Annotated in this window: 16 protein-coding genes and 1 pseudogene; 14 read left to right on the top strand and 3 right to left on the bottom strand. The window is 55.0% G+C overall.

The genetic code is table 11. The features are described from left to right. Nucleotides 1-2 precede the first annotated feature (2 nt). The 3 genes from ACSPHG_RS17395 to ACSPHG_RS17385 all read left to right on the top strand — a co-directional run bounded on the left by ACSPHG_RS17395 (nt 3) and on the right by ACSPHG_RS17385 (nt 4016). Nucleotides 3-1550, top strand: coding sequence for a xanthine permease (locus ACSPHG_RS17395; protein ID WP_435954737.1), 1548 nt, complete (start codon nt 3-5; stop codon nt 1548-1550). Between the two features lie 115 nt (nt 1551-1665). Next, nucleotides 1666-2616 carry a carbamate kinase family protein gene (locus ACSPHG_RS17390; protein WP_435954736.1) on the top strand — a complete coding sequence of 317 codons (951 nt, stop codon included), beginning with the start codon at nt 1666-1668 and terminating at the stop codon, nt 2614-2616. Nucleotides 2617-2627: 11 nt separating this feature from the next. Further along, a complete protein-coding gene (locus ACSPHG_RS17385) occupies nt 2628-4016 on the top strand; it encodes an amidohydrolase family protein (RefSeq protein WP_435954735.1) in 1389 nt (462 codons plus the stop codon). 18 nt (nt 4017-4034) lie between these two features. On the opposite strand, the pseudogene ACSPHG_RS17380 reads toward ACSPHG_RS17385, so the two are convergent. Beyond that, nucleotides 4035-5027, bottom strand: a pseudogene (locus tag ACSPHG_RS17380) (LacI family DNA-binding transcriptional regulator); the annotation flags it as partial. A 324-nt stretch (nt 5028-5351) separates the two neighbouring features. Between ACSPHG_RS17380 and ACSPHG_RS17375 the strand changes: the two are divergent. The 4 genes from ACSPHG_RS17375 to ACSPHG_RS17360 all read left to right on the top strand — a co-directional run bounded on the left by ACSPHG_RS17375 (nt 5352) and on the right by ACSPHG_RS17360 (nt 12055). Further along, nucleotides 5352-6584: an oligosaccharide MFS transporter gene (locus ACSPHG_RS17375; RefSeq protein ID WP_435954734.1), complete on the top strand. Its 1233-nt coding sequence runs from the start codon at nt 5352-5354 to the stop codon at nt 6582-6584. 11 nt (nt 6585-6595) lie between these two features. Next, complete coding sequence (locus tag ACSPHG_RS17370; RefSeq protein ID WP_435954733.1) at nt 6596-8680, top strand: beta-galactosidase; 2085 nt, start codon at nt 6596-6598, stop codon at nt 8678-8680. A gap of 215 nt (nt 8681-8895) precedes the next feature. Continuing rightward, on the top strand, nt 8896-9966 hold the full coding sequence (gene yncE / locus ACSPHG_RS17365) for a 7-bladed beta-propeller protein YncE (RefSeq protein WP_435954732.1): 1071 nt from the start codon (nt 8896-8898) through the stop codon (nt 9964-9966). An 85-nt stretch (nt 9967-10051) separates the two neighbouring features. After that, nucleotides 10052-12055, top strand: coding sequence for a TonB-dependent receptor domain-containing protein (locus ACSPHG_RS17360; protein ID WP_435954731.1), 2004 nt, complete (start codon nt 10052-10054; stop codon nt 12053-12055). Between the two features lie 394 nt (nt 12056-12449). On the opposite strand, the gene ACSPHG_RS17355 is transcribed toward ACSPHG_RS17360, so the two are convergent. Further along, on the bottom strand, nt 12450-13475 hold the full coding sequence (locus ACSPHG_RS17355; RefSeq protein ID WP_435954730.1) for a methyltransferase: 1026 nt from the start codon (nt 13473-13475) through the stop codon (nt 12450-12452). 412 nt (nt 13476-13887) lie between these two features. Then, a complete protein-coding gene (locus ACSPHG_RS17350) occupies nt 13888-15477 on the bottom strand; it encodes a fibronectin type III domain-containing protein (protein ID WP_435954729.1) in 1590 nt (529 codons plus the stop codon). Between the two features lie 606 nt (nt 15478-16083). Between ACSPHG_RS17350 and ACSPHG_RS17345 the strand changes: the two genes are divergently transcribed. The 7 genes from ACSPHG_RS17345 to ACSPHG_RS17315 are packed head-to-tail and all read left to right on the top strand — an operon-like array spanning nt 16084 to nt 24675. Continuing rightward, nucleotides 16084-16737 (top strand): hypothetical protein, encoded by a 654-nt coding sequence (locus ACSPHG_RS17345; protein ID WP_435954728.1) that lies wholly within the window; start codon nt 16084-16086, stop codon nt 16735-16737. Further along, nucleotides 16730-18256, top strand: coding sequence for a GH3 family acyl-acid amido synthetase (locus tag ACSPHG_RS17340; RefSeq protein ID WP_435954727.1), 1527 nt, complete (start codon nt 16730-16732; stop codon nt 18254-18256). Before ACSPHG_RS17345 ends, ACSPHG_RS17340 begins: the two co-directional genes overlap by 8 nt. A gap of 9 nt (nt 18257-18265) precedes the next feature. Further along, nucleotides 18266-19654, top strand: a complete 1389-nt coding sequence (locus ACSPHG_RS17335) for a B12-binding domain-containing radical SAM protein (protein ID WP_435954726.1) — start codon at nt 18266-18268, stop codon at nt 19652-19654. Between the two features lie 2 nt (nt 19655-19656). Continuing rightward, nucleotides 19657-21003 (top strand): B12-binding domain-containing radical SAM protein, encoded by a 1347-nt coding sequence (locus ACSPHG_RS17330; protein ID WP_435954725.1) that lies wholly within the window; start codon nt 19657-19659, stop codon nt 21001-21003. After that, the gene (locus ACSPHG_RS17325; RefSeq protein ID WP_435956051.1) at nt 21003-22028 is read left to right on the top strand and encodes an N-acetyltransferase; all 1026 of its coding nucleotides are present in this window, start codon (nt 21003-21005) and stop codon (nt 22026-22028) included. Before ACSPHG_RS17330 ends, ACSPHG_RS17325 begins: the two co-directional genes overlap by 1 nt. After that, a complete protein-coding gene (locus ACSPHG_RS17320) occupies nt 22025-23335 on the top strand; it encodes a B12-binding domain-containing radical SAM protein (protein WP_435954724.1) in 1311 nt (436 codons plus the stop codon). The genes ACSPHG_RS17325 and ACSPHG_RS17320 overlap by 4 nt, the downstream gene beginning before the upstream one ends. Continuing rightward, nucleotides 23332-24675, top strand: coding sequence for a B12-binding domain-containing radical SAM protein (locus ACSPHG_RS17315; protein ID WP_435954723.1), 1344 nt, complete (start codon nt 23332-23334; stop codon nt 24673-24675). Before ACSPHG_RS17320 ends, ACSPHG_RS17315 begins: the two co-directional genes overlap by 4 nt. Nucleotides 24676-24682 lie beyond the last annotated feature (7 nt).

Genomic DNA, 24682 nt, shown 5'->3' with positions numbered 1-24682 from the left:
CCATGTCAAACGTAAAACTAGAGTGGAAAAGAGGGGACTGGGCGGCCTACTTTGGGCTGATGACCAACAACCTCACCAACCTGCTCACCATGATGGGTCTGCTGATCTTCGTGGTGGGTATCCCGACGGAAATTGTCTACGGGCGCATTGCGCCAGCCTTCGGGCTGGCGGTTCTGGTGGCGAGCGTTTGTTATGCCTGGTTCGGGCTGCAGCTGGCGAAGGAAACGGGGCGTAAAGACGTGACCGCGCTGCCTTCCGGGCCAAGCGCGCCGTCCATTTTCACCGTGACGTTCCTGGTGCTGATGCCGGTTTATCAGCAGACCGGCGACGCGGAGTTTGCCATCCAGATTGGCCTGGTGTGGTGCTTCGTTGAGGCGATGATTCTGGTGGGCGGCTCGTTCCTCGGCGAAACCATCCGCAAGATGATCCCGCGCACCGTGCTGCTGTCGTGCCTGTCGGGCTTGGGCCTGCTGCTGCTGGCGATGAACCCGATGCTGCAGGCGTTTGAAGCGCCGACCGTGTCGTTCATCGTTCTGCTGCTGATTTTCATCAACTGGTTTGGCAAGAAGCCGATTTTCGCCCGCATTCCCACCGGCCTGCTGCTGCTGGTTGCCGGGACGGCGCTGGCGTGGATTTCCGGCCTGCAAAGCCCGGAAGCCATCAAAGCCTCGATGTCGTCGTTCGGCTTTAACCCGCCTGCGATTCACGTCGACAGCTTCCTGCAGGGGCTGCCGCACGCGCTGCCTTATCTGGCCTCGGCGGTGCCGCTCGGGCTTGCCAACTACATTTTTGACCTGGAAAACATCGAGAGCGCCCACGCGGCAGGGGACGAGTACAACACCCGCAAGGTGATGCTCACCAACGGCCTGGCCTCGACGCTTGGCTGCCTGATGGGCAACCCGTTCCCGGTGACGGTGTACGTCGGCCACGCGGGCTGGAAGGCAATGGGCGCGAGCATCGGCTACACGCTGGCGTCGGGCATCACCATGTTTATCGTGCCGCTGTTCGGGCTGGGAGCGTTCATGCTGGCGATTATCCCGATGACCGCCATCGTGCCGATTCTGGTGTTTATCGGCGTGGTGACCGCAAATCAGGTGGTGCGCGAAACGCCGAAGATTGAGGTGCCGGTGATCTTCATCTGCCTGTTCCCGTGGATTGCCAACTGGGCGCTGACCATGGTTAACAGCGTGATGGCGGCGGCGGGCACGTCGGCGGCGAAAATCGGCCCTGAAGCGCTGGCTGGCAAAGGCGTGTTCTACCAGGGGCTGGTGCATCTGGGCAACGGCGCGCCGCTCGCCAGCATGCTGTGGGGCTGCGTCGCCATCTTCGCGATTATCAACAAGCCGCTGCGCGGCGCGGTTGCCGCCGCCGTCGGGGCGCTGCTGGCGCTGTTCGGCGTGATTCATTCGCCGGCGGTGGGCTTCGCCCAGGGCAGCTCGCTGATGTTCGTCACCGCGTACCTGATGATGGGCGGCATGTTTGTGGTCAAGCACCTGCTCGACAGGCGCGAGGCGGCAGCGGCGGGCGTGGCTCCGGTTTCAGAGAGTTAAAGACGCGGCGGATGGCGCGTTGCTTATCCGCCCTACAAAAGCACAAGAATAGTGGGGTGGATAAGCGTTAGCGCCATCCACCGAGGGGTCACCTCGCTTTTCGGAAGGAATCAACATGAAACAACTCGTCGTGGTCGCCATCGGCGGCAACAGCATCATCAAGGATAACGCCAGCCAGTCGGTGGAACACCAGCGGGCGGCGGTGAAAGAGGTGGCGGAGTCGGTGCTTGCGATGCTCGCGTCGGACTACGACATCGTGTTGACCCACGGCAACGGCCCGCAGGTGGGGCTGGATCTGCGCCGCGCGGAAATCGCCCATGAGAAAGAAGGCCTGCCGTTGACCCCGCTCGCCAGCTGCGTGGCGGATACCCAGGGCGGCATCGGCTACCTGATTCAGCAGGCGCTCAACAACGGCTTTGGCGCGAGCCGCGATAAAAGAGCGGTCACGGTTATCACCCAGGTTGAGGTGGACAAAAACGACCCCGGCTTTGCGCACCCCACAAAGCCCATCGGCGCGTTCTTTAGCGAAGCGCAGTGCGCGGCGCTGAAAATCGCCCATCCCGACTGGCATTTCGTTGAGGATTCCGGGCGCGGCTACCGGCGCGTGGTGGCCTCGCCCGAGCCAAAACGCATCGTGGAGGCCGACGCCATCGGCGCGCTGATTAAACAGGGCTTCGTGGTGATCGGCGCGGGCGGCGGCGGGATTCCGGTTATCCGCGACGAGCAGGGCGACTATCGCAGCGTGGACGCGGTTATCGATAAAGATCTCTCTACCGCGCTGCTCGCCCGCGAAGTAAGCGCTGACATCCTGGTTATCACTACGGGCGTCGAGAAAGTGTGCGTCCACTTCGGTAAACCGGAACAGCGCGCGCTGGATGAAGTGACCGTCAGGGAAATGGAGAAATACAGCGCCGAAGGGCATTTCCCGCCGGGAAGCATGCTGCCGAAAATCACCGCCAGCCTCGCGTTTCTGCGCCACGGCGGCAGGCGGGTGATTATCACCACGCCTGAAAAACTCCCCGAAGCCCTGCGCGGCGAGACGGGCACCCACATTGTGAATGACTGACGGAGAATCCGATGAACAACGCAGAAAAAAGCCGCCGTGAGTTTCTGAGCGGCGGCGGCAGGGTCGCGGCGGCCTGTGCGATTTTTGGTGCCACCGGCTCGATGGCGTATGCTGCAAAGCCCGCATCCGCAACCTGTGAAACGGACGGCCGCATGAGCGCCATCAAAGAAACACACTATTATCTCGACAACGTGCTGCTGGAGGCCGGGTTCCGCCGCGACGGTCAGAACGTCGTCGGCACCGAAACCGAGCTGAAAACGCTGGAAATCAAAGACGGTAAAATCGCCGCGCTGCTGAATAACGGGCAGCATCCGGACGCTACGCTTGCCCGCTACGACGCGGGCGGCAAACTGCTGCTTCCCGCCATGCGCGACATGCACATCCACCTCGACAAAACCTTTTACGGCGGCCCGTGGCGCGTGCATTCCCGCCCGGAAGGCACCACCATCATGGACATGATTGCCCTCGAGCAGAAGCTGCTGCCCGAACTCCAGCCGTACACCCAGCAGCGCGCCGAAAAGCTTATTGACCTGATTCAGTCGAAAGGCTCGACCATCGCCCGCAGCCACTGCAACGTGGAGCCGGTGTCCGGGCTGAAAAATCTCGAAAATCTACAGGCGGTGCTCGAACGCCGTAAGAGCGGCTTTAGCTGCGAAATCGTCGCCTTTCCACAGCACGGGCTGCTGCACTCCAACTCCGTGGCGCTGATGCGCGACGCGATGCTGGCGGGCGCTCACTACGTCGGCGGGCTGGACCCGACGAACGTCGACGGGGCGATGGAAAAGTCACTCGACGCCATGTTTCAGATTGCTCTCGACTACGACAAGGGCGTGGATATCCACCTGCACGAAACCAGCCCGGCGGGCATCGCGGCGGTGAACTACATGGTTGAAACCGTGGAGAAAACGCCGCAGCTGAAGGGCAAGCTGACCATTAGCCACGGCTTCGCGCTGGCGATGATGGACGAAAAGCAGGTTGACGATATCGGCGCGCGCATGGCGGCGCAGCGGATTACGCTCGCCTCCACCGTGCCCATCGGCACGCTGCACATGCCGCTTAAGCAGCTTCAGGAAAAGGGCGTGTTTGTGATGACGGGCACCGACAGCGTGATCGACCACTGGTCGCCGTATGGCTTGGGCGACATGCTGGAAAAGGCGAACCTCTACGCGCAGCTGTACGTGCGCCCGAGCGAGCTTTCCCTGTCGCGCTCGCTGGCTATCGCCACCGGCAACGTGCTGCCGCTTAACGATAAGGGCGAACGCGCGTGGCCGAAGGCGCAGGACGACGCCAGCTTTGTGCTGGTGGATGCCTCCTGCTCGGCGGAAGCCGTGGCGCGCATTTCACCGCGCACCGCTACGTTCCACAACGGCGAAATGGTGTGGGGAAGCGTGGCGAGCTGAACTCTATTTTGCTTCGGCAGTTGAACCCCGCTGCACAAACTCCGCCGGGAGTATAGTGCTGGCGGGCGTTTTTCCCGGCTGTGCGGCCAGCACTTTCGCTACCGCCTCTTTGCCCTGGGCGTCCAGATCCAGCCGCACCGTGGTCAGCGCGGGAATAAAATAGGCGCTTTCATAGCTGTCATCGTAGCCGATAATCGACACCCGCTCGGGCACCGCTATCCGCGCCTGGTGCAGGGCGCTCAGCGCGCCGAGCGCCATCTGATCGTTTCCGACCAGCAGGGCGGTGAACGGCGTCGCCTCATCAATCAACTTTTGCGCGCCCGCACAGCCGCTCTGCGCATCCCAGTCGCCGAAAATCACCGCCGCTGGCGTAAGGCCGTGCTGCGCAAGGCTGCTCAACCAGCTCGCCAGGCGAAGCTGCGCGGAGATGGCGTGCTGCGGGCCGGGCATCAGGGCGATGCGCGTATGCCCCAGCTCGCACAGGCGCTTCACGCTTTCCCGCGTGCCGTTTTCCGGATCGAAAATGACGTGAAATACGTCGCTATCAGGGGCCACGTCGAGAAAAAGACAGGTAACGTCCTCGTTGTCGCGGGCTATCTGCCGGGCCGTCCCGGTTTCCAGCGGCACGTTAATGACGATTTTATCGACCACCTGCGATTTGAAGTCGTTGATCGACCGCTGGATGGCTTCGGCGTCGCCGCCGTCAATCATCGAAATCAGCACCTGAAAACCGGCCTGGTGGGCGTGCTTTTTTACCGAGGCGGCGATCTGCGAGGGGGCATGCAGGGCGAGGGAGGTGGTGATAAGCCCCAGCGTTTGCGTGCGCTTGCCGACGAGCTGCTGGGCAAGGCGATTGGGCACGTAGCGCAGCTCTTCGATGGCCTGCTCTACGCGAAGGCGGGTTTTATCCGCCACGTTTACCGACTTGTTTAAGACGCGTGACACGGTCTGGTATGACACCCCCGCGCGGCGGGCAACGTCCTCAAGCGTCGCGTTTCTGTTTTTATTCACCCTCGTTCCTTCTCGGTTTCGCCCGTGGTTTATGCCTCCATGATAGCAAAATGTCATACGTTCACATGTGCGTTTTTTGAGATCTTGTTCACCCTTTGGGGCGATGAAAAAGCGGGTTATGTGATGCCGATTCCAGTTTATGACAGCGGCGGTTGTTTGAACGATTTGTCAGGTATTGTATGTAAGCTACTGATGTGAACGTCGTACATTTTGCGACAGTGCAAACCAACCCGACAAACCACAGCCAGCTACCACCCAAAGAACGCTGTTCGCTGAATCCCTGGCGAAGCACCGACCTATGTTCCTTGATAAGGAAGAACAAAGATGGTTACCGGCAAAAGGAACTACCTTCTTTTAAGCATTTTCGACTTTCTCTATTTATTTGCCTGGTCGTCGACGATGGCCTTTTTCGTTATCTGGACGACCCAGCACCTCGGCATTAGCGCCACCAAAACCGGCTGGCTGTACGCGATAAACGCATTTATCGCCCTGACCATGCAGCCCTTTTTTGGCTTTATTTCCGATAAGTTCGGCACAAAAAAATCGCTTATTTTCTGGATTATTGCGCTGCTATTGCCCATCGGGCCGTTCTTTATTTACGTCTACGCGCCGCTGCTGGTCAGCTCGTTCTGGCTGGGGGCGATTCTCGGCGGGATTTATCTGGGGATTATCTTTAACTCGGGCTGCGGCGTCATTGACTCCTATATCGACAAAATATCCCGCCGTTATTCTTTTGAATACGGCCGCGTGAGAATGTGGGGGTCATTAGGCTGGGCCGCTGCGGCCTATATCGTCGGGCGCAATATTAACGATAACCCGAATCTTTCATTTTGGCTGGCGAGTATTGCCATCGTGCTTGCCGCCGTCTGTTTTATGCTGACGAAAATCGAGGTCACGCTTGAAGAAGAAAAAATGACATCTTCGCTAAAAGCGGTACACGTCTTTGAGCTGGCGAAAAATAAGCAGTTCTGGATGCTGATTATTTTCACGCTGTTCGTGACGCAAATCTACGACACCTACGACCAGCAGTTCGCGCAGTATTTCTCGCTACAGTTCTCAAGCGTGGACGTGGGGAACAAGTGGTACGGCACGCTCGCCTCCGTGCAGGTCTGTTTTGAAACGCTATTTCTTGGCCTGATGCCGTGGTTTGTAAATCGCGTCGGCGCGAAGTGGGCGCTGGTGATCGCCGGTACGATCATGTCGGTACGCATTCTTGGTTCCGCCATTCCGCTCGGGCCGGTCTGGATAGCGGCGGTGAAGATGATGCACGCGATTGAAAAGCCGCTGATTCTTATCGCCGTATTTAAATTTATCGCCCAGAACTTCGACCAGAAATTATCTTCCACGATTTATCTGCTGGTGCTGTTTGCCGCATCCATTGCCACCACGGTGTATTCCCCGGCGGTCGGCTATTTGTACGACACCATTGGTTTTGCCAACGCTTACATCATTCTTGGCATTATTTCCGGGCTCTTTACGCTGTTTTCAGCGTTCTCTCTTAGAAACCGAAAAGACCGGGTTATTAACCTTTCTCAGGAGAGAGAGTCTTTAGCTTAACGGAGGCGGTTATGAGTAAGTTATTCCCTAAACTCAATTTTTTACACGGCGCAGATTACAATCCCGACCAGTGGCTGGACAGGCCGGAAATACTGGAGCAGGACATCGCGATGATGAAGGAGACAAAATGCAACGTGATGTCGGTGGGGATATTTAGCTGGGCTAAGCTTGAGCCGCGCGAAGGGCAGTATGAATTTGCCTGGCTGGATAACGTGCTGGATAAACTCTATGCCAGCGGAATATACGTTTTTCTGGCGACGCCCAGCGGGGCAAGACCGGCCTGGGTATCGGAAAACTATCCCGAGGTGCTGCGCACCAATAAAGACCGGACGAAAAACCTGCACGGCGAGCGGCATAACCACTGCTATTCGTCCCCGGCGTATCGGCGGCTGACGAAGAGTATCAACGAGCAGCTTGCCCGGCGCTACGCCCATCACCCGGCGGTGCTGGCCTGGCATATCTCTAACGAATACGGCGGCGAGTGCCACTGCGAGCACTGCCAGCAGAGCTTCCGCGACTGGCTGAAAAACAAATATCAAACGCTCGAAAACCTCAACGCCCGCTGGTGGAGCGCGTTCTGGAGCCACGACTATTCCAGCTGGAGCCAGCTCCATTCGCCGGGGCCGCTCGGCGAGCAGTCGGTTCACGCGCTTAACCTGGACTGGCGGCGCTTTGTTTCCGAGCAGGTGGCGCTGTTTTGCCGCCATGAGGTGCAGGCCGTTAAGCGCTTTAACCCGGCGCTGCCCGCCACGACCAACTTCCACGGGGTTTTTAACGATTACGACTACTGGCGGCTGGCGCAGGAGGTGGACTTCATCTCGTGGGACAGCTACCCGGAATGGCACCAGACGCGCGGCCAGCAGGCGCTTGCCTCTTATACCGCCTTTACCTTTGACCTGATGCGCAGCCTGAAGCCGGGCCTGCCGTTTTTGCTGATGGAATCCACGCCCGGCACGACAAGCTGGCAGGCGGTGAGCAAGCTGAAGAAGCCGGGGATGCACCGGCTTTCCGCCCTGCAGGCGGTGGCGCACGGGTCGGACTCGGTGCAGTATTTTCAGTGGCGCAAAAGCCGTGGCTCCATCGAAAAATTCCACGGCGCGGTGGTCGATCACGTTGGGCATATCAATACCCGTGTGGGCCAGGACGTGAAGCAGGTAGGGGCGGCGCTTGAAAAGCTTGCCGCTGCAGCAGGCGCTGACTACCGTGCCGAAGTGGCGATAGTCTACGACTGGGACAATCGCTGGGCGGTGAACGATTCGGCGGGGCCGCGCAACTGCGGTATAAAATTCGAAGAGACGGTGCAAGGGCACTATCAGGCGCTATGGCAGCAAAATATCCCGGTTGATATCGTTTCGCGCAGCGCTGATATCAGCCGCTACCGCACGATCGTTGCCCCAATGCTTTATATGGTGAACGCCGAATTCGCCGAGCGGATAAACGCCTTCGTGGCGGCGGGCGGGATATTTATTTCGACCTACTGGTCGGGCATCGTCAACGAGGACGACCTTTGCTACACCGGCGGTTTCCCCGGCCCGCTGCGCGAGGTGCTGGGCGTCTGGTCGGAAGAGATCGACGGCCTGTACGAAGGCGAAACGAACCTGCTGAGCATGCAAATAGCCGGTTGGAACGGCCCGAGCCGCGAGTACGCCTGCGTCGAACTGTGCGACCTGATCCACGCGGAAACTGCGGAAGTGCTGGGCGTCTACCAGCAGGACTTCTATCGCGGCAGGCCAGCCGTGACCCGCAACCGTTACGGCAAGGGGCAGGCATACTATCTGGCGGCAAGAACCGGCGGTGATTTCCTCGCGGATTTCTACCGGCATATCGCGGATGCGCACGGGCTGCAGGCCTGTACCAGCATGCAGCTTCCGCAGGGGGCGGTGGCAACGGCAAGGAGCGCCGAGGGTGAAGACTATATCTTCGTGCAAAACTACGGCGACCGGGCCGTTACGCTCGATCTGGCGGAAGAAAGCCGCTCGCTGGCACCCCAGCTTGACCCCGACGCGCTGAGCGGGCATCTGTATGCGCTGCCCGCTTTTGGCGTGGAGGTATTTCTGGCTAAACGCGGTGAGTCTTTTAACGTCGGGCGGCGGTAAGCCTGCCCGACATTCGGATGCTGGGTTATTCACCAAATCGATAGAAATTATGTAGAAATTATTTCAGCGCCATTCTGATTTTTCCGCAGGGTGGCGTTATTAACTTAGCAAAAACAGGTGGTTAATTGTGGTATCTGCAATGTTACATTTACATTGATAATGCAATTGAAAATCATTATCATTCACATTACGTAAATTACTGTGAATATAAGTAAATGAAAAAACCTGGGCTGTACCTCTACAAGAAAACGGGCATTGCTACCTTCACCGCCGCCGTGCTGCTGGCTTCGCTCTCCGTCACCGCCGCGCCGCTTCCTGAGAAAGATTTCCTCGCCGTGCCGACCGGTCACGGGGTTTACGAGCTGGCCTACGATGCCGGGCAGAACGTGCTTTACGCGGCCTCCGCGCCCTCATTTGATAAAGATAAAACCCACGGGCTGGTCTACAAGCTTAACCCGGACACGCTCGCGAAAAGCGGTAGCATCGCCACCGACCGACGCGCCTTTGCCACCGTGCTGGATGAGGCAAACCACATCCTTTATATCGGCAACACCCTAGAAGGCTCGGTTTCGGCGATCGATACAAAAACCGGCAAAGAAATGAAGACCGTGCAGCTGAGCGACATCAGCAACCCGGAAGAGATCGTCCATACCCGCGAGATGGCGCTCGATAAAAAACGCCACCGGCTTTACGTTTCCGGCGTGGCGCAAAAAGGCGTGATTTGGGTTATCGACACGCGCAAACAGCAGCACGTCGCCACGATTGAAAACGTCGGCGAGTACCCAACCGGGCTTGCGGTAGACGAAGAGAAGGGGCGTATTTACGGCGTCAACGGCATCGGTGAAGTCATTACCCTCGACGCCAGCGATTATAAAGTGCTGTCCCGCGTGAAGGTTGAGCCGCAGAAAAAACACTTCTTCTTAAATATTGCGCTGGATACTAAAAACGACCGCGCTTTTATTACCGACCCTGACTTACCCGACGTGCTGGTTATTTCACTTAAGGACGGAAAGTTAATTGACCGTATAAAAGTGATTAACTCCCTCGCGGTATTGTTTAGCCCGGCGCGCGGTGAAATCTACATTACCCATCGCAACGCGCAGCTGATAAGCATTGTCGACAGCGAAACCTACAAGGTGAAGGCCAGCATAGCTACGGCCGCGCTGCCCAACAGCCTTGCGCTCTCGCCGGATGGCCGCACGCTGTATGCAAGCGTCAAGCAGGGCGAAAAGGATATCGGCAAAAAGCCGGATTACGTTATTAAGATCGACCTCGATAAAATCTAATTTTTATTCTTAAGCACAAATAAAGCCCTGTGGTGAAAATTCACAGGGCCGGCAGGCTTTTTTCAATATCTCAGGTAATTATAAAATGAGAACTCATAAGCGTTTGGCATTGGCAGGAATCGTCTCGCTCGCCGGGGGAACGTTGCTTCCCGCGCAGGCCGAGGAAAATAACACGCCGCTTAGCGAATCAGAGGATCAGATGGTGGTAACCGCCGCGGGCTTTTCTCAGCAGAAAAAAGAAGCCCCGGCGACGATCTCCGTTATCGACCGCAGGCAGCTTGAGGAAAAACCTAACCGCAACGTTGCCGAGGCTATTCAGGATCTGCCGGGCGTGAACGTCGGCAACGGCTCCAGCAATATGGTTTCCGGCGATATCATGATGCGCGGCATGGATTCCAGCTACACCGCCTACATGGTCAACGGCGTGAAGCAAAATACCGGCGAATCGCGCCCTTACGGCCAGGACATTGGCGCGGAGGTGAACTTCCTGCCGCCGATGGAGGCCATCGAGCGTATCGAGGTGATTCGCGGCCCGATGTCGTCGCTCTATGGCTCCGACGCGCTGGGCGGCGTGGTGAACGTCATCACCAAAAAGCCTTACGGCGTTAACGACTGGACCGGCGCGCTGGCGGCAAATACCTTCCTGCAGGAGGACAGCGCCTTCGGCAATACCAACCAGATGAACCTCTTCGCCATGGGGCCAATCGTGCCGGACGTGCTGGGCGTGAGCGTCGCCGCCGACTGGCTCAACCGCCGTGATGACGAGCGCGACAACTATTTCAGCAAAAACGACCGCAAATCTGTTGATATGACCATTGGCCTCGCCGCCAACGAAACCAACCTGTTTGACCTGAACGTGGTGACCGGCAAGCAGAAGAAAAATCGCGACGAGGCGCCGTGGATGTGGACGTTTGACCGCGATGCCGTCACCCTCAGCCACAGCGGCTGGTACGCCGAAGACACCATAGCTACCAAAAACTACCTTAACTACGAGAAGGGCCGCTCGAAGTACACGCTAAACAGCCACGATCCGCAGTACATCGAAACGGAGAACTACGTTGCCAACAGCCAGACCACTTTCACCTTCGACAGCCACAAGCTGACGGTGGGCGCGAACTTCACCCGCGAAGAGCTTAACGACCAGTTCGCGATATCCAGCAAGGAAGCGCCGGGCGTGGAGCCGGTGAGCAAGATCAGCCGCGACGGCTGGGCGGTGTTTGCCGAGGACGGCTGGCAGATGGGCGACTTCACGCTGACCACCTCCGCGCGCCTCGATCGCGATAACTATTTTGGCACCCATATCACGCCAAAACTCTATGGTAACTGGGCGATGGCCGACGCCTGGGCGCTGAAGGGCGGCGTGTCTGCGGGCTACAAAAAGCCGGAGCTGCGCGAAACGTCTTCCGACTTCGTGACGCCGCGTGGCTCACTGCCGCCGTATCCGTTCCTGACCATTGGCAACGACGAGCTGAAGCCGGAGAAGAGCGTCAACTCCGAGCTGGGCCTGTACTGGGTCGGCGAGAAGCTGGCGCTGGACGGCACGGTGTTCTACACCCAGTTCAAAGACAAGATCTCCGAGGAAACCGTCTGCGAAACCACGGCGACCAACCAGTGCCAGATGAACGGCTACAAGGCGGATTCCATCAGCAAGTACTTTAACGTTGGCAAGGCGGACGTGTACGGGCTGGAGCTGAACGCCGACTGGCAGGTAACCGAGACGGTGAAGGCCAACGCCAACTACACCTACAACCACAGCGAGCAGAAAACGGGCGTCAATAAGGGCTATGCGCTGAACGATTTCCCCACGCATATGGCGAACGTGTCGGTCACCTGGTCTGCCACCGAGGCGCTGGACCTGTGGAGCCGGGCGAACTATCGCGGCAGCAACCGCGATACCGGGGATCATAACGATTACGACACCTATACGATGGTCGACCTCGGCGCGCGCTATCAGCTCAACAAAAACACCCAGCTTCTGGCGGGCGTGTATAACCTGTTTGACGCCGATCCGCAGCGCGTTAGCCGATGGGGCGATTACGGCCTGGTCGAAGGCCGCCGTTATAACCTTGGGGCACGGGTGGAGTTTTAAGAGAGGCGTGTCGGGTGGCGGCTTGCGCCTTACCCGACCTACGGGCGCGGTGATTGTGGGTGGGCTGTCGGGTGGCGGCTTACGCCTTACCCGACCTACGGGCCGGTGATTGTGAGTGGGTTGTCGGGTGGCGGCTTGCGCCTTACCCGACCTACGGCCCGGTGATTGTGGGTGGGCTGTCGGGTTGCGGCTGCGCCTTACCCGACCTACGGCCCGGTGATTGTGGGTGGGCTGTCGGGTGGCGGCTGCGCCTTACCCGACCTACGGCCCGGTGATTGTGGGTGGGCTGTCGGGTTGCGGCTTGCGCCTTACCCGACCTACGGGCGCGGTTTTGTAGGGTGGATAAGCGCGAGCGCCATCCACCTTTTTACCGGGCGAATAATCGGAACGGCGATTAAACCGCCACGGCTTCGACAATCGAAATTAAGCAGCCCGTTTCAATAATGCGGTTTATTTTCAGGCCCGCGCCTGCGAACAGCTGTTTTAGCTCGCTTTCGGTACGTTCCCTGCCGCCTTCAAAGCTTGCCATCAGCAGGATATCCATTTCTTTGCCGGGGTGGCGGGCATTGCCTTCGGGCAGAACCGGGTCCATCACCAGCACTTTTCCGCCCGGATTCATCGCCCTGCGGCAGTTGCTGAGGATTAACGCGGCGTTTTCATCGGCCCAGTCGTGGGTGATGTACTTCAGCAGATAGATATCGGCCGCCGGGCAGGCTTCGAAGAAGCTTCCCGCCTGGAGCCGCCAGCGCGATGGGTCGCCGAGTTCGTCGAGACGGTTTCTGACTAATACGTGCTGCTGGTCGAATAAAATACCGTGCAGCGTTGGGTTGGCGCGTAGAACCTGTAATAACAGGCCGCCCATGCCGCCTGCGATATCCACAACCGTGGCGTTTTTAGGGAAATCGTAGCTGCGAACCAGCAGTATATTTTCCACCTCCGACATCGACGACATGCCGGAGTGGAAATCATAATCCTGCTCGTGGCTCTTCGACCAATATTCAAAGAAGGACATGCCGTAGATTTGTTTGAAGGCCGAACGACCGCGCACGTTTTCCACCAGTTCCCCTAAAGGTCGCCAGAAGGTTTCATCGGTAATCATCAGCACGGCTTCGCGCAGCGGATGTTTTGCGCTAACGCAAAGATATTCGGCGGGTGGCGTGAGTGCGAATGTACCCGGCTCCGTTTCGGTAAATATTTCTCTGGTCGCCAGCAATCGCATGACGCGGTGGAGCTGCTGGGCGTCCACGCCTAATTTTTTACCGAGCGCCTCGATAGTTTGTGGCCCATCCTTCAGGTGGTCGGCAACGCCCAGCAGCGCGACGGCCCGTAGCGCGCCCTGGAAGGCATATCCCATGGCCTGATCCAATAAATACAGTGCAGCTTTTTCGTTTTCCGTCTGACCAGATGCAAGAGCTTTCATGCTAATACTCCCTCTCGGATACTATTATTAATAATAGAGTTGCAGCGGTTAAATAAGATTCTGCCGACGGCAAAATTTATTCCGCAACAGAGTGGCCTTGAAAAGGTATTAATTCAATTCTTAAGGGAGGATAGAAAGATAGTTATCTGGCAGTAATTATTGCCGAGCAGACGGAGGAGAATTGTTGTTAATTAATTGCAATGCTTTGATAGTTAAGTGATGTCGTAATATATGATGCAGGAAATAGCCTGTTTGCTCGCAGTTAAAAATCAATTCCGTTATTAAATCAACGGCGTGGGGTTTAAGTGTAATATTCTTCGCAATGTACCGGAATATTGCCACCTGAACGGTTAATATATCACACGCAATAAAAGGCCCGCGTTAAACTTTTCGGGCCTGTAATTTTAGCGCGTTATTTTAACGCGTTCATAATGGTGGTGGCGTATTCGTAGTCCTTGGTTTGCGCCGGGTTCTGGGTGCAGGTCGACAGATCCGACATCCCTGGGAAGTCGCGCACCAGCGACCACATGGAAATAAGGTTTAGGCCTTTCTGCTTCGCATACTGCGCGGTCTGTACCGCGTCCTGGAAGGTGAACATCTCACCGGCCACGTCGTTCTGACCGATCATAGGAATGACGCCAATCAGTTTGTACAGCTCGGCTGCGGTTTTTTCCGGGTAAATAGCGGCCAGATTGGCTTTGGTGCCTTCGATGGCGCTGATTGCCGTATCGCCCATATCAATGCCGGATGGGCCGTAGTCCATCGCCATAATCTGCACGTTCAGCGGCAGGCCAATCTGTTTGGCATAAGAGATCATCGCAATACCTTCGGCGTTTAAGCCCTGCGGCGTGACGGGCAGCGTCAGGCTAAACCACAGCGCCGGGTTCTGCTTTTTCGCTTCCAGCGCGGCCGGGAAGGCCACTTTGTAGTTGTAATAGCCGGCGGTTTCGAAATCGAAATCGATATGTTTGATGCCAAAATCTTTGTTCAGGTCGAGATAGATTTTGGTCATTTCGGCCTGGGTGCGCGATACGGAAGGATCGACGCCGCTCGCGCCGCCAAAGGCAACGATAGGCTCGGCGCCAGCGGCATGGATGCTGTCGCAAATCGGTTTGATCGCGTTATAAGGGAAGTAGGCGTTGCCCCACACCAGCTGCTTGGTGGCGTTGTCCTGCACCAGGAACGCGAGGTGGCAGCTTTTCACGCCCAGCGCCAGCGCGTTGTTCACAAAGCGGGTATTGATGCCCGGAGGGTTGGTTCCCCAGTCGGCGCTGATGGTCACATCCACGTAAGGAGCAAAAATGATTGAGCTTGCGGCCGGAGCCAGGGTTTTAGCGGCCACCGCGGACGAGTAAGCCGACAGATTGTTGCTGCCGTCGAAGGCGGCCACGCAGCAGCTGTACTCGGTGTTGGCCGTCAGGCCGCTCAGGGAGCAGGCTGTTCCGGTAACGTTCACCGTCTGGCTAACGCCGCCTGCCGGGGTGTACTTCACTTTATAACCGGCAACGTTAACGTCGTCCGTGGAGGCGTTCCAGGAGAGCGACAGCGAGGTATCGGCGATATTGCTGGTCTGAATATTTGCCGGGACGGATGGCGCAACGACGTCTGGATTGCTGTCGGTGCTGTCGGTGCTGTCGTCGGTATCGGTGCTATCGTCGGTGTCGGTACCGTTGATGTTCATGCCGTTAACCCAGTAGGCGACGGGCAGCTTGCTCAGGTTGCCGCCGTTCGGGAAGCTTGCCCCGACGGAAAAGCGGATCGTTTCGCCGCTGGCGACGTTCGCCAAATGGGACAGCAGATGGCCGGTCAGAACATCCCCGGCCTGCGCGAATTCGAAGCCGGTATTCATCGACGCAATGAAAAGCTGCCCAAGCTGAATTTTGATTTCCGGGTTTACTAAGGTGGAACCCGTATTGTTGACCATTTCAAATTCAAGCGCGCCGGACCATGCGCCTGCACCGTTCCATTCCGCGTTCATTTTTACGTTGATATTTGTAGACATAATGCATTTCCTTTTTCGTATGGGAGTTTAAAAACCCCACAACGGTAGAGCCAGGACGTGCAAATCGATAATCAACAAGTCTCAACGCCGAAGAAATGACGCCGGGTGAGGGGCGCTAAAATAAGATGAGGGTTTTTGATTGGGGCAGAGTTTTATCATCGGCGATAAAAAAATGAGATTGAGGTGGGGATTTGGTGGCATCAAGCTGACGGGCAATTTTCACATAGGTCGTACACACCAAACTGCAAGACATGTGACTGCTTGTTGGCTTTGAGTTATCGAATTCATAAATACAAATTAAAAATGAATAACGGTTGTTATATTTTCATGGCGTATGGTTTTTCTGAGAAGGAATATCTGAAAGAGTAATCTCACGCCGCGCATGTCAAGCCTGGAAATCCAGACCGGGTGCGGTGGGAAGCTGTATTTGGCTTGCCTTAGAATTATTTAATACTTTTCATCGTGTTGACCTGTTTTTAAAAACGATTAAGCTTAGTAAAACCATGTTTTTTGCAGGGAATAATCCGGCAGTGGAGGTTATAGGTGGTGGGATATCATACATATTTTCAAAAGGTACCAACGCTTTCTAAAATCACGCGAAAGAGAATGGCAGAGATATATTTTGACTCTTATTCTGGCAGTGATGAACTAAAATTTTACGCCGATCTGGATAATAAAGACGAGGTGCTATTTTTAACCTATCAAAACGATCTTGTTGGGTTTACAACGCTGCAATATTCATGCAACGAAAATACCACCATTATTTATTCCGGCGATACCATCGTGATTCCAGAACACTGGAAGCAACAGGTGCTATACAAAACCTGGATCATGAGGATGGCTCTGCTAAAGCAAGATAACCCAAGTTTGATACTTTACTGGTTATTGCTGGTTAAAGGGATTAGGACGTACAAATATCTCAAGGTTTTCACCAAAAAATTTCATCCGAACTGGAATACGCCAGAGCCAGAACTTAAGCACCTGGCTGACTCACTGGCGCAGCAAAAATTCGGATCGCTGTATAACCCAGAAACGGGCGTAGTCGAATGCCCTGAGCATTTCGGATATCTTAAAGCCCCATTGGCGGATATTGTGCCAACGCTGCAAACAAAGCCTGAAGTTGCCTTCTTTTTGCAGAAAAATCCAAACTATAGTCGTGGTCACGAACTCGTTTGTTTATGCGAAATATCTCCGGATAATTTAAGCGACCGCTGTCGGTCATTTTTTGAGAAGCCACACGTTGAGTTTCGCAATGAATAATCCCTGGCACCATTTTCGGCAACCGACTTCTTCTACCTTTGAATCGGCGTCCACGCGGCAAGAACGTTGGCTAATGTCCTGCTTGCAAATTAATAAAAATACCCTCTATGGCGCACATCACGGATTTTCGACTATTAATTCGGTCGCGGATTTTCAGCGCCAGGTTCCCATCGTTGAATACGAAACGTTAGCCCCTTGGATTGAACAAATGGCTAACGGAGGGGAGGGTGTCCTCTGTGGCGAACCTCTCGTCGCTTTTGAAAAAACCGGCGGTAGCCACAGCGGCGGAAAACTTATTCCTTATACCGCTCGGGGGCTCGCTGATTTTCGTCATGAGCTTATCGGCTGGCTAAGTGCCCTAATCGCACAGTTTCAACTGAACGAGGGCAAGGTCTACTGGGCGCTCAGCCCTGCTGCGGCTGAAAGTCAGATGACGCCCAGCGGGATCCTCATCGGGGCTGGCGATGCGCTTTACCTGGGTGAGGAAAACCTTGCGGCATTTGCGCAATTGAGCGCGGTGCCAATGAGCCTGGGGTCGGTAAAGGATATGGGGCACTGGCAGTTGCTGACCCTGTATTTCCTGATTCGTTGTTATGACCTCCGATTGATTTCCGTGTGGAGTCCTAGCTTCCTGACCTCACTGCTCACCGCTCTTCACGAAAAACAGTACGAGCTGGTTGAGCTTTTGGCACATGGAGGCAATGTTGCCGGGCATCAACTTTGCGCGGATAACAGCGCTCTTCACCGTTATCACGCATATCTGCATCAGAAAAATACGTATATTTTATGGCCGAGACTGAATGTCATCAGCTGCTGGGCCGATGCTTCATCGCAGCCGCTGGCGAATGCGGTGCAGCACCAGTTTCCCGGTGTCTATTTACAGCCTAAAGGGCTGCTTTCAACGGAAGCCATTATTACGGTTCCAGATGGGAGCGATCGGGCTCGCCTATGTCTTGACAGTAATTTTTATGAGTTTTTGCGCGCTGATGGAACAATTTTCCTTGCTCATGAAATAGTCGTTAACGATGAATACAGCGTGATTGTTACTACGAACAGCGGGCTGTATCGCTACTCTACGGGCGATCGCGTTAAGTGCATTGGCGCTCAGCCCGGCAAGATAACGCTGCGTTTTTTGGGGCGTGATGGCGTGTGCAGCGATCTGGTGGGTGAAAAACTGAATGAGCCTTTTGTTACTCGTTGTCTGAGCCAGCTCAAGGGATTTGCCACGCTTGTTCCGGATCGCAAACGCCTCGGTTACGTCCTTTTACTAGATGAGCAGCATCGCGGACACAACGTCCCACTGCTGCCAGAAGTTGAACGGCAGCTTTGCCAAAACCCGCAGTATGCCTACGCCAGAAATCTGCTTCAGATCCATCCTCTTCGTCCAATTTTTGCCCATCAGCCTGTTGAGCGTTATTTGCACTGGCAATATGGAAAGGGAAAAAGTCCCGGTGATATCAAACTCCCGGTACTTCTGACTGACGACGGCTGGCACGAAATCTTTCACATTCAGGAATAGAACTTCGACATGGAACCTTCAGTGTTTACCCCGCAGCGCAAAATGAAACTGGTGTTGATTTCCCCCAAAGGGCCGCTGTACCGCAGCAGAGGCGGGATATTCAAACGTTCCTTGCGTTACCAGCCGCTAACGCTTACGACGCTGGCCGCTTTGGTGCCAAAAGATTTACCCGTGGAGATCACGCTGATCGATGAAAGCATCCATGATATTCCGCACGATCTGGACGCCGATTTAATTGGCATGACGGTGATCACCGGCAACGCGCCAAGAACCTATGAGCTGGCCGCTGGATTTCGCGCCAGAGGGATAAGCGTGGTGCTAGGTGGGCCGCATGTCACGCTGCTTCCAGAAGAAGCTGCACTAAATGCTGATGCTGTTTGCATCGGTTATGCCGAGCAAAGCTGGCCGCAGCTGCTAGTGGATTTTTTGGCCGGCAGGATGAAGGCCAGCTATCGGCAGGAGGCTGATTTTCAACTGGCAGTGCCTGACCTGCCTTTTCCTGAACGCGAACTTTTTGACAGCAAAAATTTCCTTACCCAGGCGGTGTTCGAAGCAACACGCTCCTGCGCGCATAACTGCGAGTTTTGCGTGGCCCCAAGCGCATGGGGTCGAAAACAGTTTCAGCATCCGGTTGAGTGGGTGATCAACGATATTCGCCAGTTTGTTGCCCGCACCGGCAAGCGCAAGCTGATTTTTGTCGATCTAAATCTGGTGTCAGATATAGGTTATGCCAAAGCACTATTTACCGCTCTGATCCCACTGAAAATTCAGTGGTTTGGTTTGTCTACCGTGCTGATTGCCCATAATCATGAACTGATGGAGTTGATGGCGCGAAGCGGATGCAAAGGATTGCTGTTAGGGCTAGAAACCGTGAGCGACGGAAGCCTGAAAGATGCTGGTAAAAAGTTTAACGGATCGGTGGATTATAAAACGCTAATTGGCGACCTTCATCGACTGGGGATTTCGATTCAGGGATGTTTTGTTTTCGGTTTGGATCACGATACTCACGATGTCTTTGAACGTACCGTCGACCTGGCGATTGACGCGGGTATCGACCTGCCTCGTTTTTCAGTGCTGACGCCGTTCCCCGGCACACCGCTGTTCCATCGACTTGAGCAAGAACAACGCATTCTGACGAAAGACTGGTCTTTATATGATGCCCAACATGTGGTGTTTGAACCCAAGCTAATGAGCGTTCATGAGCTTGAAATGGGCCACGAATACGCCTGGAAGAAAGTCTACCGCTACAGCAGTATCGCGAAGCGGTTATGGCAGGCGAAAAACTTCCGCCCTCTCGCACTCACCGCGAACCTGGGCTATCGCTTCTATGCTCATCATCTGCATCAGTTTTATACCTGCGACTGGCCGATTGAATACGCTCCAACAAGGAAGGTTTAAAAATGAGACTGACGTTTATTCACCCCGCTATTGGCCATCGGGAGGGCGAAGCCTATCTGCGTTCCTGGCAAATGGAGCCGCTGCCTGTCGCTGCATTGAAAGGCCTGACGCCTGGCGATGTAGAAACACGCTTTTATGACGATCGCCTGGAGCTCATTCCCTATAACGAACCAACAGATGCGGTGGCGATCTCCGTTGAAACCTACACCGCAAGGCGTGCCTATCAGATAGCCAGCGAGTACCGCAAACGTGGCGTAAAGGTCATTATGGGGGGCTTTCACGCCACGCTGGTGCCTGATGAGGTCGCACGCTTTGCGGATGCGTTGGTCACGGGGGAAGCCGAGGCAATCTGGCAAGAAGCGATCGACGATCTTCGTCACGGCGTACTAAAGCGCCGCTACCATGGTCAGCAGACAGATCTGCGCCAGGTGAGAGTTGACCGTAGCTTATTCGAGGGCAAGCGTTATCTGCCTATCGGGCTGATTGAAACGGGACGAGGATGCCGCTTTCCATGCGAGTTTTGCGCTGTACAGACGTTTTATCAGCGCAAGTACCGCAGGCGGGATATCGATAATGTGCTCGCCGAGTTACAGCAATTAAAATCACAAAAAAAAATGTTCTTTTTTGTCGATGATAATTTCGCAGGTAGCCTGCGCGAAAGCCGTGAAATTCTCCCAGAGCTGGCGCACGCCGGAGTGCGCTGGGTGACGCAGATGAGTATTAATGCCGCTCATGACGAAAGTTTCGTTCGCCAGCTGTCCCAGGCCGGCTGCCGTGGCGTGCTAATTGGTTTTGAATCACTGATCGAAGATAACCTGCGTCAGATGAATAAGCAGGTTAATACGATGAAAGGTGGCTTTGACAATGCTCTGGCAAACCTGCGTAAGCACGGGATCGCCGTGTATGGCACGTTTGTTTTTGGTTACGACCATGACACGCCGGAGTCGTTTGGTGACGCCGTGCAGTATGCCCGCGAGCAGGGAATGTACATTGCGGCATTCAATCATATGACTCCTTTCCCCGGCACGCCGCTCTATACCCGTCTGGAGCAGGAAGGTCGACTGCGATTTGAACGCTGGTGGCTTGATGACAACTATCGCTATAACGATTTGCCATTTTTACCGGCCCACCTCACGCCACAGCAGGTCACCGAAGGCTGTCTGGAAGCCCGCCGCGATTTCTACAGCTGGCGATCGATTTTTCAGCGTAGCTGGCATAACCGCAGTGACTTTTTCATGTTCCGTAACTATTTCCCGATCAACATGATGCATCACAACGAAATCAGCAGCCGTAATGGCTATCCGTTGGGCGACGAGCGCTGGCGGGGAAAACTGCTGGAAGTTATGTGATGGAGGTGATTTCGGCAACGGCGAAAGACAACGCCAGCTTATTACAGCTTCTGGAAGAAAATGCGATGAGCGGCAACATCGATCTGGTCCTCACTCGTCGGCCAGATTTTTTTAGCCTGCAGCACAACTTTGGTGAGGAGCATCCCGTTATTGCGCTTGAGGGGAGCCGCGCCGTTGGAATGTGCCAACTGACAAAACATGCCGGGTTCGCCAACGGCGAGCCGCAGCCGCTGGGGTATCTGGGAAGCCTGCGCGTCACGCCTTGCTACCGCCATCGCATTCGCGTCCTGAAGGCAGGGTTTGATTTTCTGCACCAGTTTTCGCCCCCCGAGCATTGCTATACCAGCATTGCGGCAGATAATTCGGCCGCACGGCGTTTGCTGGAAAGAGGCGTTGCTGGCTTACCCGGCTATCAGCCGCTGGGGGAGATGTTAACGCTGGCAATGAACCGTAAGCGCGGGAAGCACCACGGTCTATGGCGAATCCTGCCCGAAGACGCCTATCCGAAGGTGGTTGATTTTTACAACCGTATCGCGGCCTCTCGTCAGCTTGCCCCGCGCCTAAGCGTTCAATGGTTGCACTTATCGGGGGTGCCGGTCCTTGGGTTTTCTGACGCGCAGGGGATGCGTGCCTGCGCGGTTCTGTGGAACCAGCAGGCATTTAAGCAGGTAATTGCAATGCGCTATTCTCCTTGTCTGCACGCACTCCGCCCGCTGTGGAATGCCTATGCGGCACTTAAGGGCCTGATGCCGCTACCCAAAATAGGGCAGCCGCTTGATCAAAGCTTTTTGGCTTTTTTCGCCTGCGATGATAATGAAAAAATGTCCTTTCTGATTGAAGATGCTTTAACTCTTTGCACAACAAGAGTAATGACGCTTGGCCTACCTGCCGAAGATGCCTCCACGACAGAGCTTATTGCTCGAACGCGGCCGATGATTTATCGCACCTGCTTATATGGTGTGAATTTAACAAGCCATCCCGTTTGGGATACACGCCCAGTCTGGCCCGAGGTCGCTCTGTTGTGAATATTGTTCTGCTGTACCCCAATATGGGGGATTACCGCACCAAAGATGCCATGACGCCGCTGTCGATGGGGATTCTTGCGGCGCTCTCAACCGATCATACTGTCGCATTTTACGATGAGCGTCTGGAATCATTGCCACAAAGCTTGCCCGATGCGGATCTGATCGCCATTTCCGTCGAGACGTTTACCGCGCGCCGTAGTTATCAGTTGGCGGATCGCTATCGCCAGCAGGGCAAAAAAGTGGTGATGGGGGGATTTCACGTCACGTTTATGCCCGAAGAAGCGTTAGAACATGCCGACAGTATTGTTATAGGGGATGCCGAAAGTGTCTGGAAGCAACTGTTGCGCGATCTGGAGAGGCAACAGCTGCAGCAGCGCTACCAAGGCTCCAGGGAACGCTCGCTGGATGACTATCCGCTCGATCGTTCTATTTTTGCTGGCAAACGCTATGCTCCGATGGCGCTGGTCCAGTACTCTCGCGGCTGCCGATTTGCCTGCAACTTTTGCTCTATTCAGGCATTTTATCCAGACGGAGTGCGGACTCGCCCAGTGGAGCAGGTGGCTGCTGAAATTGAGAGCCTGCCTGCCGGACGCTTCATCGCTTTTATAGACGATAATCTCTTCGTTAACCGCAAGAAGCTTGAAGCCCTGCTGACCATACTTACGCCGCTCCGGCGACGCTGGGGCTGCCAGATAAGCATTGATGTTGCTCGCAGTGAAACGCTGCTCGATAAACTGGCTGAGGCCGGTTGCGGGTTCGCGCTGATTGGCTTTGAAAGCATGAGTCCAGGTAATCTGCGCCAGATGGGAAAGTCATGGAATCATGCTGCGGGTGATTACCGCCAGGTTATTCAGGCGCTGCACGCTCGAGGAATTTGTGTTTACGGGACTTTTATCTTCGGCTACGACGATGATACTCCGGAAACTATTCTCCAGTGCCTAAGCTTTGCACAGAAAAACCATATCGAAGTGGCTAACTTTAACCTGCTGATCCCAACGCCCGGCACCGCGTTATATCAGCGCTTACAGGAAGAAGAACGACTTATTTCCCCGAAGTGGTGGATTGATCCTGATTATTGTTACGGGGACCCCATCTTTAAGCCCAAAGGGATGACCGCACAACAGCTAACGGAACTCTGCTTTCAGGCAAAAAAACACTTTTATAGCTATCCATCAGTGCTCCGGCGACTATTGCGATTTAATAAAAAGCGACACTGGAAAAATGCATTTATCGCGCTGCTGGCTAATTTGGTATCGCATAGGGAAATAGTGCGCAAACAGGGAAAACATCTGGGAGAGAAAAGATGAAAGTGACGCTTATTAAACCCAATATTGGACGTAGGGAGCACAGCCTGTACGTGGATGAAGGCCGTATGGAACCACTGATGCTAGGCATTCTTGCGTCACTTACTGCTGATGATGTAGAAGTTGCACTTTATGACGATCGCATGGAGGCGATCGATTACGATGCCGCGACCGATCTCGTTGCCATTACGGTAGAGACCTTCACTGCCCGGCGGGCTTATGAGATTGCAGCGCAGTACCGCCAGCGCGGTGTAAAAGTGATTCTCGGCGGCATGCATGTTTCCCTATTGCCAGAGGAAGCGGCGCTGTATGCAGACAGCATTTTCATCGGCGACGCCGAAAGCCGCTGGGCAGAGATGATAGAAGATGTCCGTCATGGAAAACTGAAAGCTCGTTATGATGCATCGGTGGGTATCGCCCAAATCGACGCCTGTCAGCGTGCTATATTGCCACGCCGTGATCTTTTTGCGGGTAAAGGTTATTTACCCATTTCACTACTGCAGTTCTCTCGCGGTTGCCGCTTTGCCTGCAGCTTTTGTGCCGTTAGCCAATATTTTGGACGACGCAGCTACCTGCGAAAAATAGACGATGTGGTTCGCGAAATAGAAAGCCAGGGGCACCGGTTTGTCTTTTTTGTCGACGACAATATTGCCTCTGACCAGCACGCGCTGGCGGAACTGTGCCATGCACTAATCCCTTTGAAGATAAACTGGATAAGCCAAGCAAGCCTGGACCTGACGAAAAACCGCCCGCTGATGAATCTGCTGCAAAAAAGCGGCTGTTGGGGAAACGTTATGGGCTTCGAATCCATCACTCCTCAAAATTTACGTGATGCGAAAAAATCACCTAACATGTACGGCTTCAACACATACCGTGACGAGATTGCGGCATTGCGTGACTTCGGCCTGCAAACCTGGGCCGCTTTCACCCTCGGATATGACGGCGATACACCACAAACTATTGAGCAAACCGTTGAGTTTGCCCTAAAAAATCGTTTTGCTTTTGCAGCCTATAACATCCTGATGCCTTACCCTAATACGCCACTTTACCAGCAGCTCCAACAGCAAGACCGGCTGCTTTTTGATGGGAAATGGTGGCTGCATCCCGAGTACCGCTTTAACCAGGCGGCGTATATTCCACAGGGTATGTCACCCGATCGGCTCACTGAATTATGTCACCAGGCGCGTAGCCAGTTTAATAGCCTGCCTTCAATAGTAAGGCGTTTCTCCGATTTACGTATGACGTTCCAGTCCTTATCGCGCATCGCGGCCTTATATCGCTATACGCTGCTGTTTCGCAAAGAAGTGCATAAGAAACATTGTATGCGCTTTGGCCTAAAGTAGAGGGCGT

It is taken from the genome of Dryocola baronae (genome assembly GCF_051297175.1).
In the GTDB taxonomy this organism is placed as follows: Bacteria; Pseudomonadota; Gammaproteobacteria; order Enterobacterales; family Enterobacteriaceae; genus Dryocola.
This window is presented reverse-complemented; position numbering and strand designations above follow the sequence as displayed.

Bases quoted from the DNA above. Each gene is read 5' to 3' on its own strand.
- ACSPHG_RS17315 (WP_435954723.1), top strand. From the start codon at position 23,332: ATGAAAGTGACGCTTATTAAACCCAATATTGGACGTAGGGAGCACAGC.
- ACSPHG_RS17395 (WP_435954737.1), top strand. From the start codon at position 3: ATGTCAAACGTAAAACTAGAGTGGAAAAGAGGGGACTGGGCGGCCTAC.
- ACSPHG_RS17335 (WP_435954726.1), top strand. From the start codon at position 18,266: ATGGAACCTTCAGTGTTTACCCCGCAGCGCAAAATGAAACTGGTGTTG.
- ACSPHG_RS17370 (WP_435954733.1), top strand. From the start codon at position 6,596: ATGAGTAAGTTATTCCCTAAACTCAATTTTTTACACGGCGCAGATTAC.
- ACSPHG_RS17360 (WP_435954731.1), top strand. From the start codon at position 10,052: ATGAGAACTCATAAGCGTTTGGCATTGGCAGGAATCGTCTCGCTCGCC.
- ACSPHG_RS17340 (WP_435954727.1), top strand. From the start codon at position 16,730: ATGAATAATCCCTGGCACCATTTTCGGCAACCGACTTCTTCTACCTTT.
- ACSPHG_RS17350 (WP_435954729.1), bottom strand. From the start codon at position 15,477: ATGTCTACAAATATCAACGTAAAAATGAACGCGGAATGGAACGGTGCA.
- ACSPHG_RS17385 (WP_435954735.1), top strand. From the start codon at position 2,628: ATGAACAACGCAGAAAAAAGCCGCCGTGAGTTTCTGAGCGGCGGCGGC.
- ACSPHG_RS17345 (WP_435954728.1), top strand. From the start codon at position 16,084: ATGGCAGAGATATATTTTGACTCTTATTCTGGCAGTGATGAACTAAAA.
- ACSPHG_RS17330 (WP_435954725.1), top strand. From the start codon at position 19,657: ATGAGACTGACGTTTATTCACCCCGCTATTGGCCATCGGGAGGGCGAA.
- ACSPHG_RS17390 (WP_435954736.1), top strand. From the start codon at position 1,666: ATGAAACAACTCGTCGTGGTCGCCATCGGCGGCAACAGCATCATCAAG.
- ACSPHG_RS17325 (WP_435956051.1), top strand. From the start codon at position 21,003: ATGGAGGTGATTTCGGCAACGGCGAAAGACAACGCCAGCTTATTACAG.
- ACSPHG_RS17375 (WP_435954734.1), top strand. From the start codon at position 5,352: ATGGTTACCGGCAAAAGGAACTACCTTCTTTTAAGCATTTTCGACTTT.
- ACSPHG_RS17355 (WP_435954730.1), bottom strand. From the start codon at position 13,475: ATGAAAGCTCTTGCATCTGGTCAGACGGAAAACGAAAAAGCTGCACTG.
- yncE (WP_435954732.1), top strand. From the start codon at position 8,896: ATGAAAAAACCTGGGCTGTACCTCTACAAGAAAACGGGCATTGCTACC.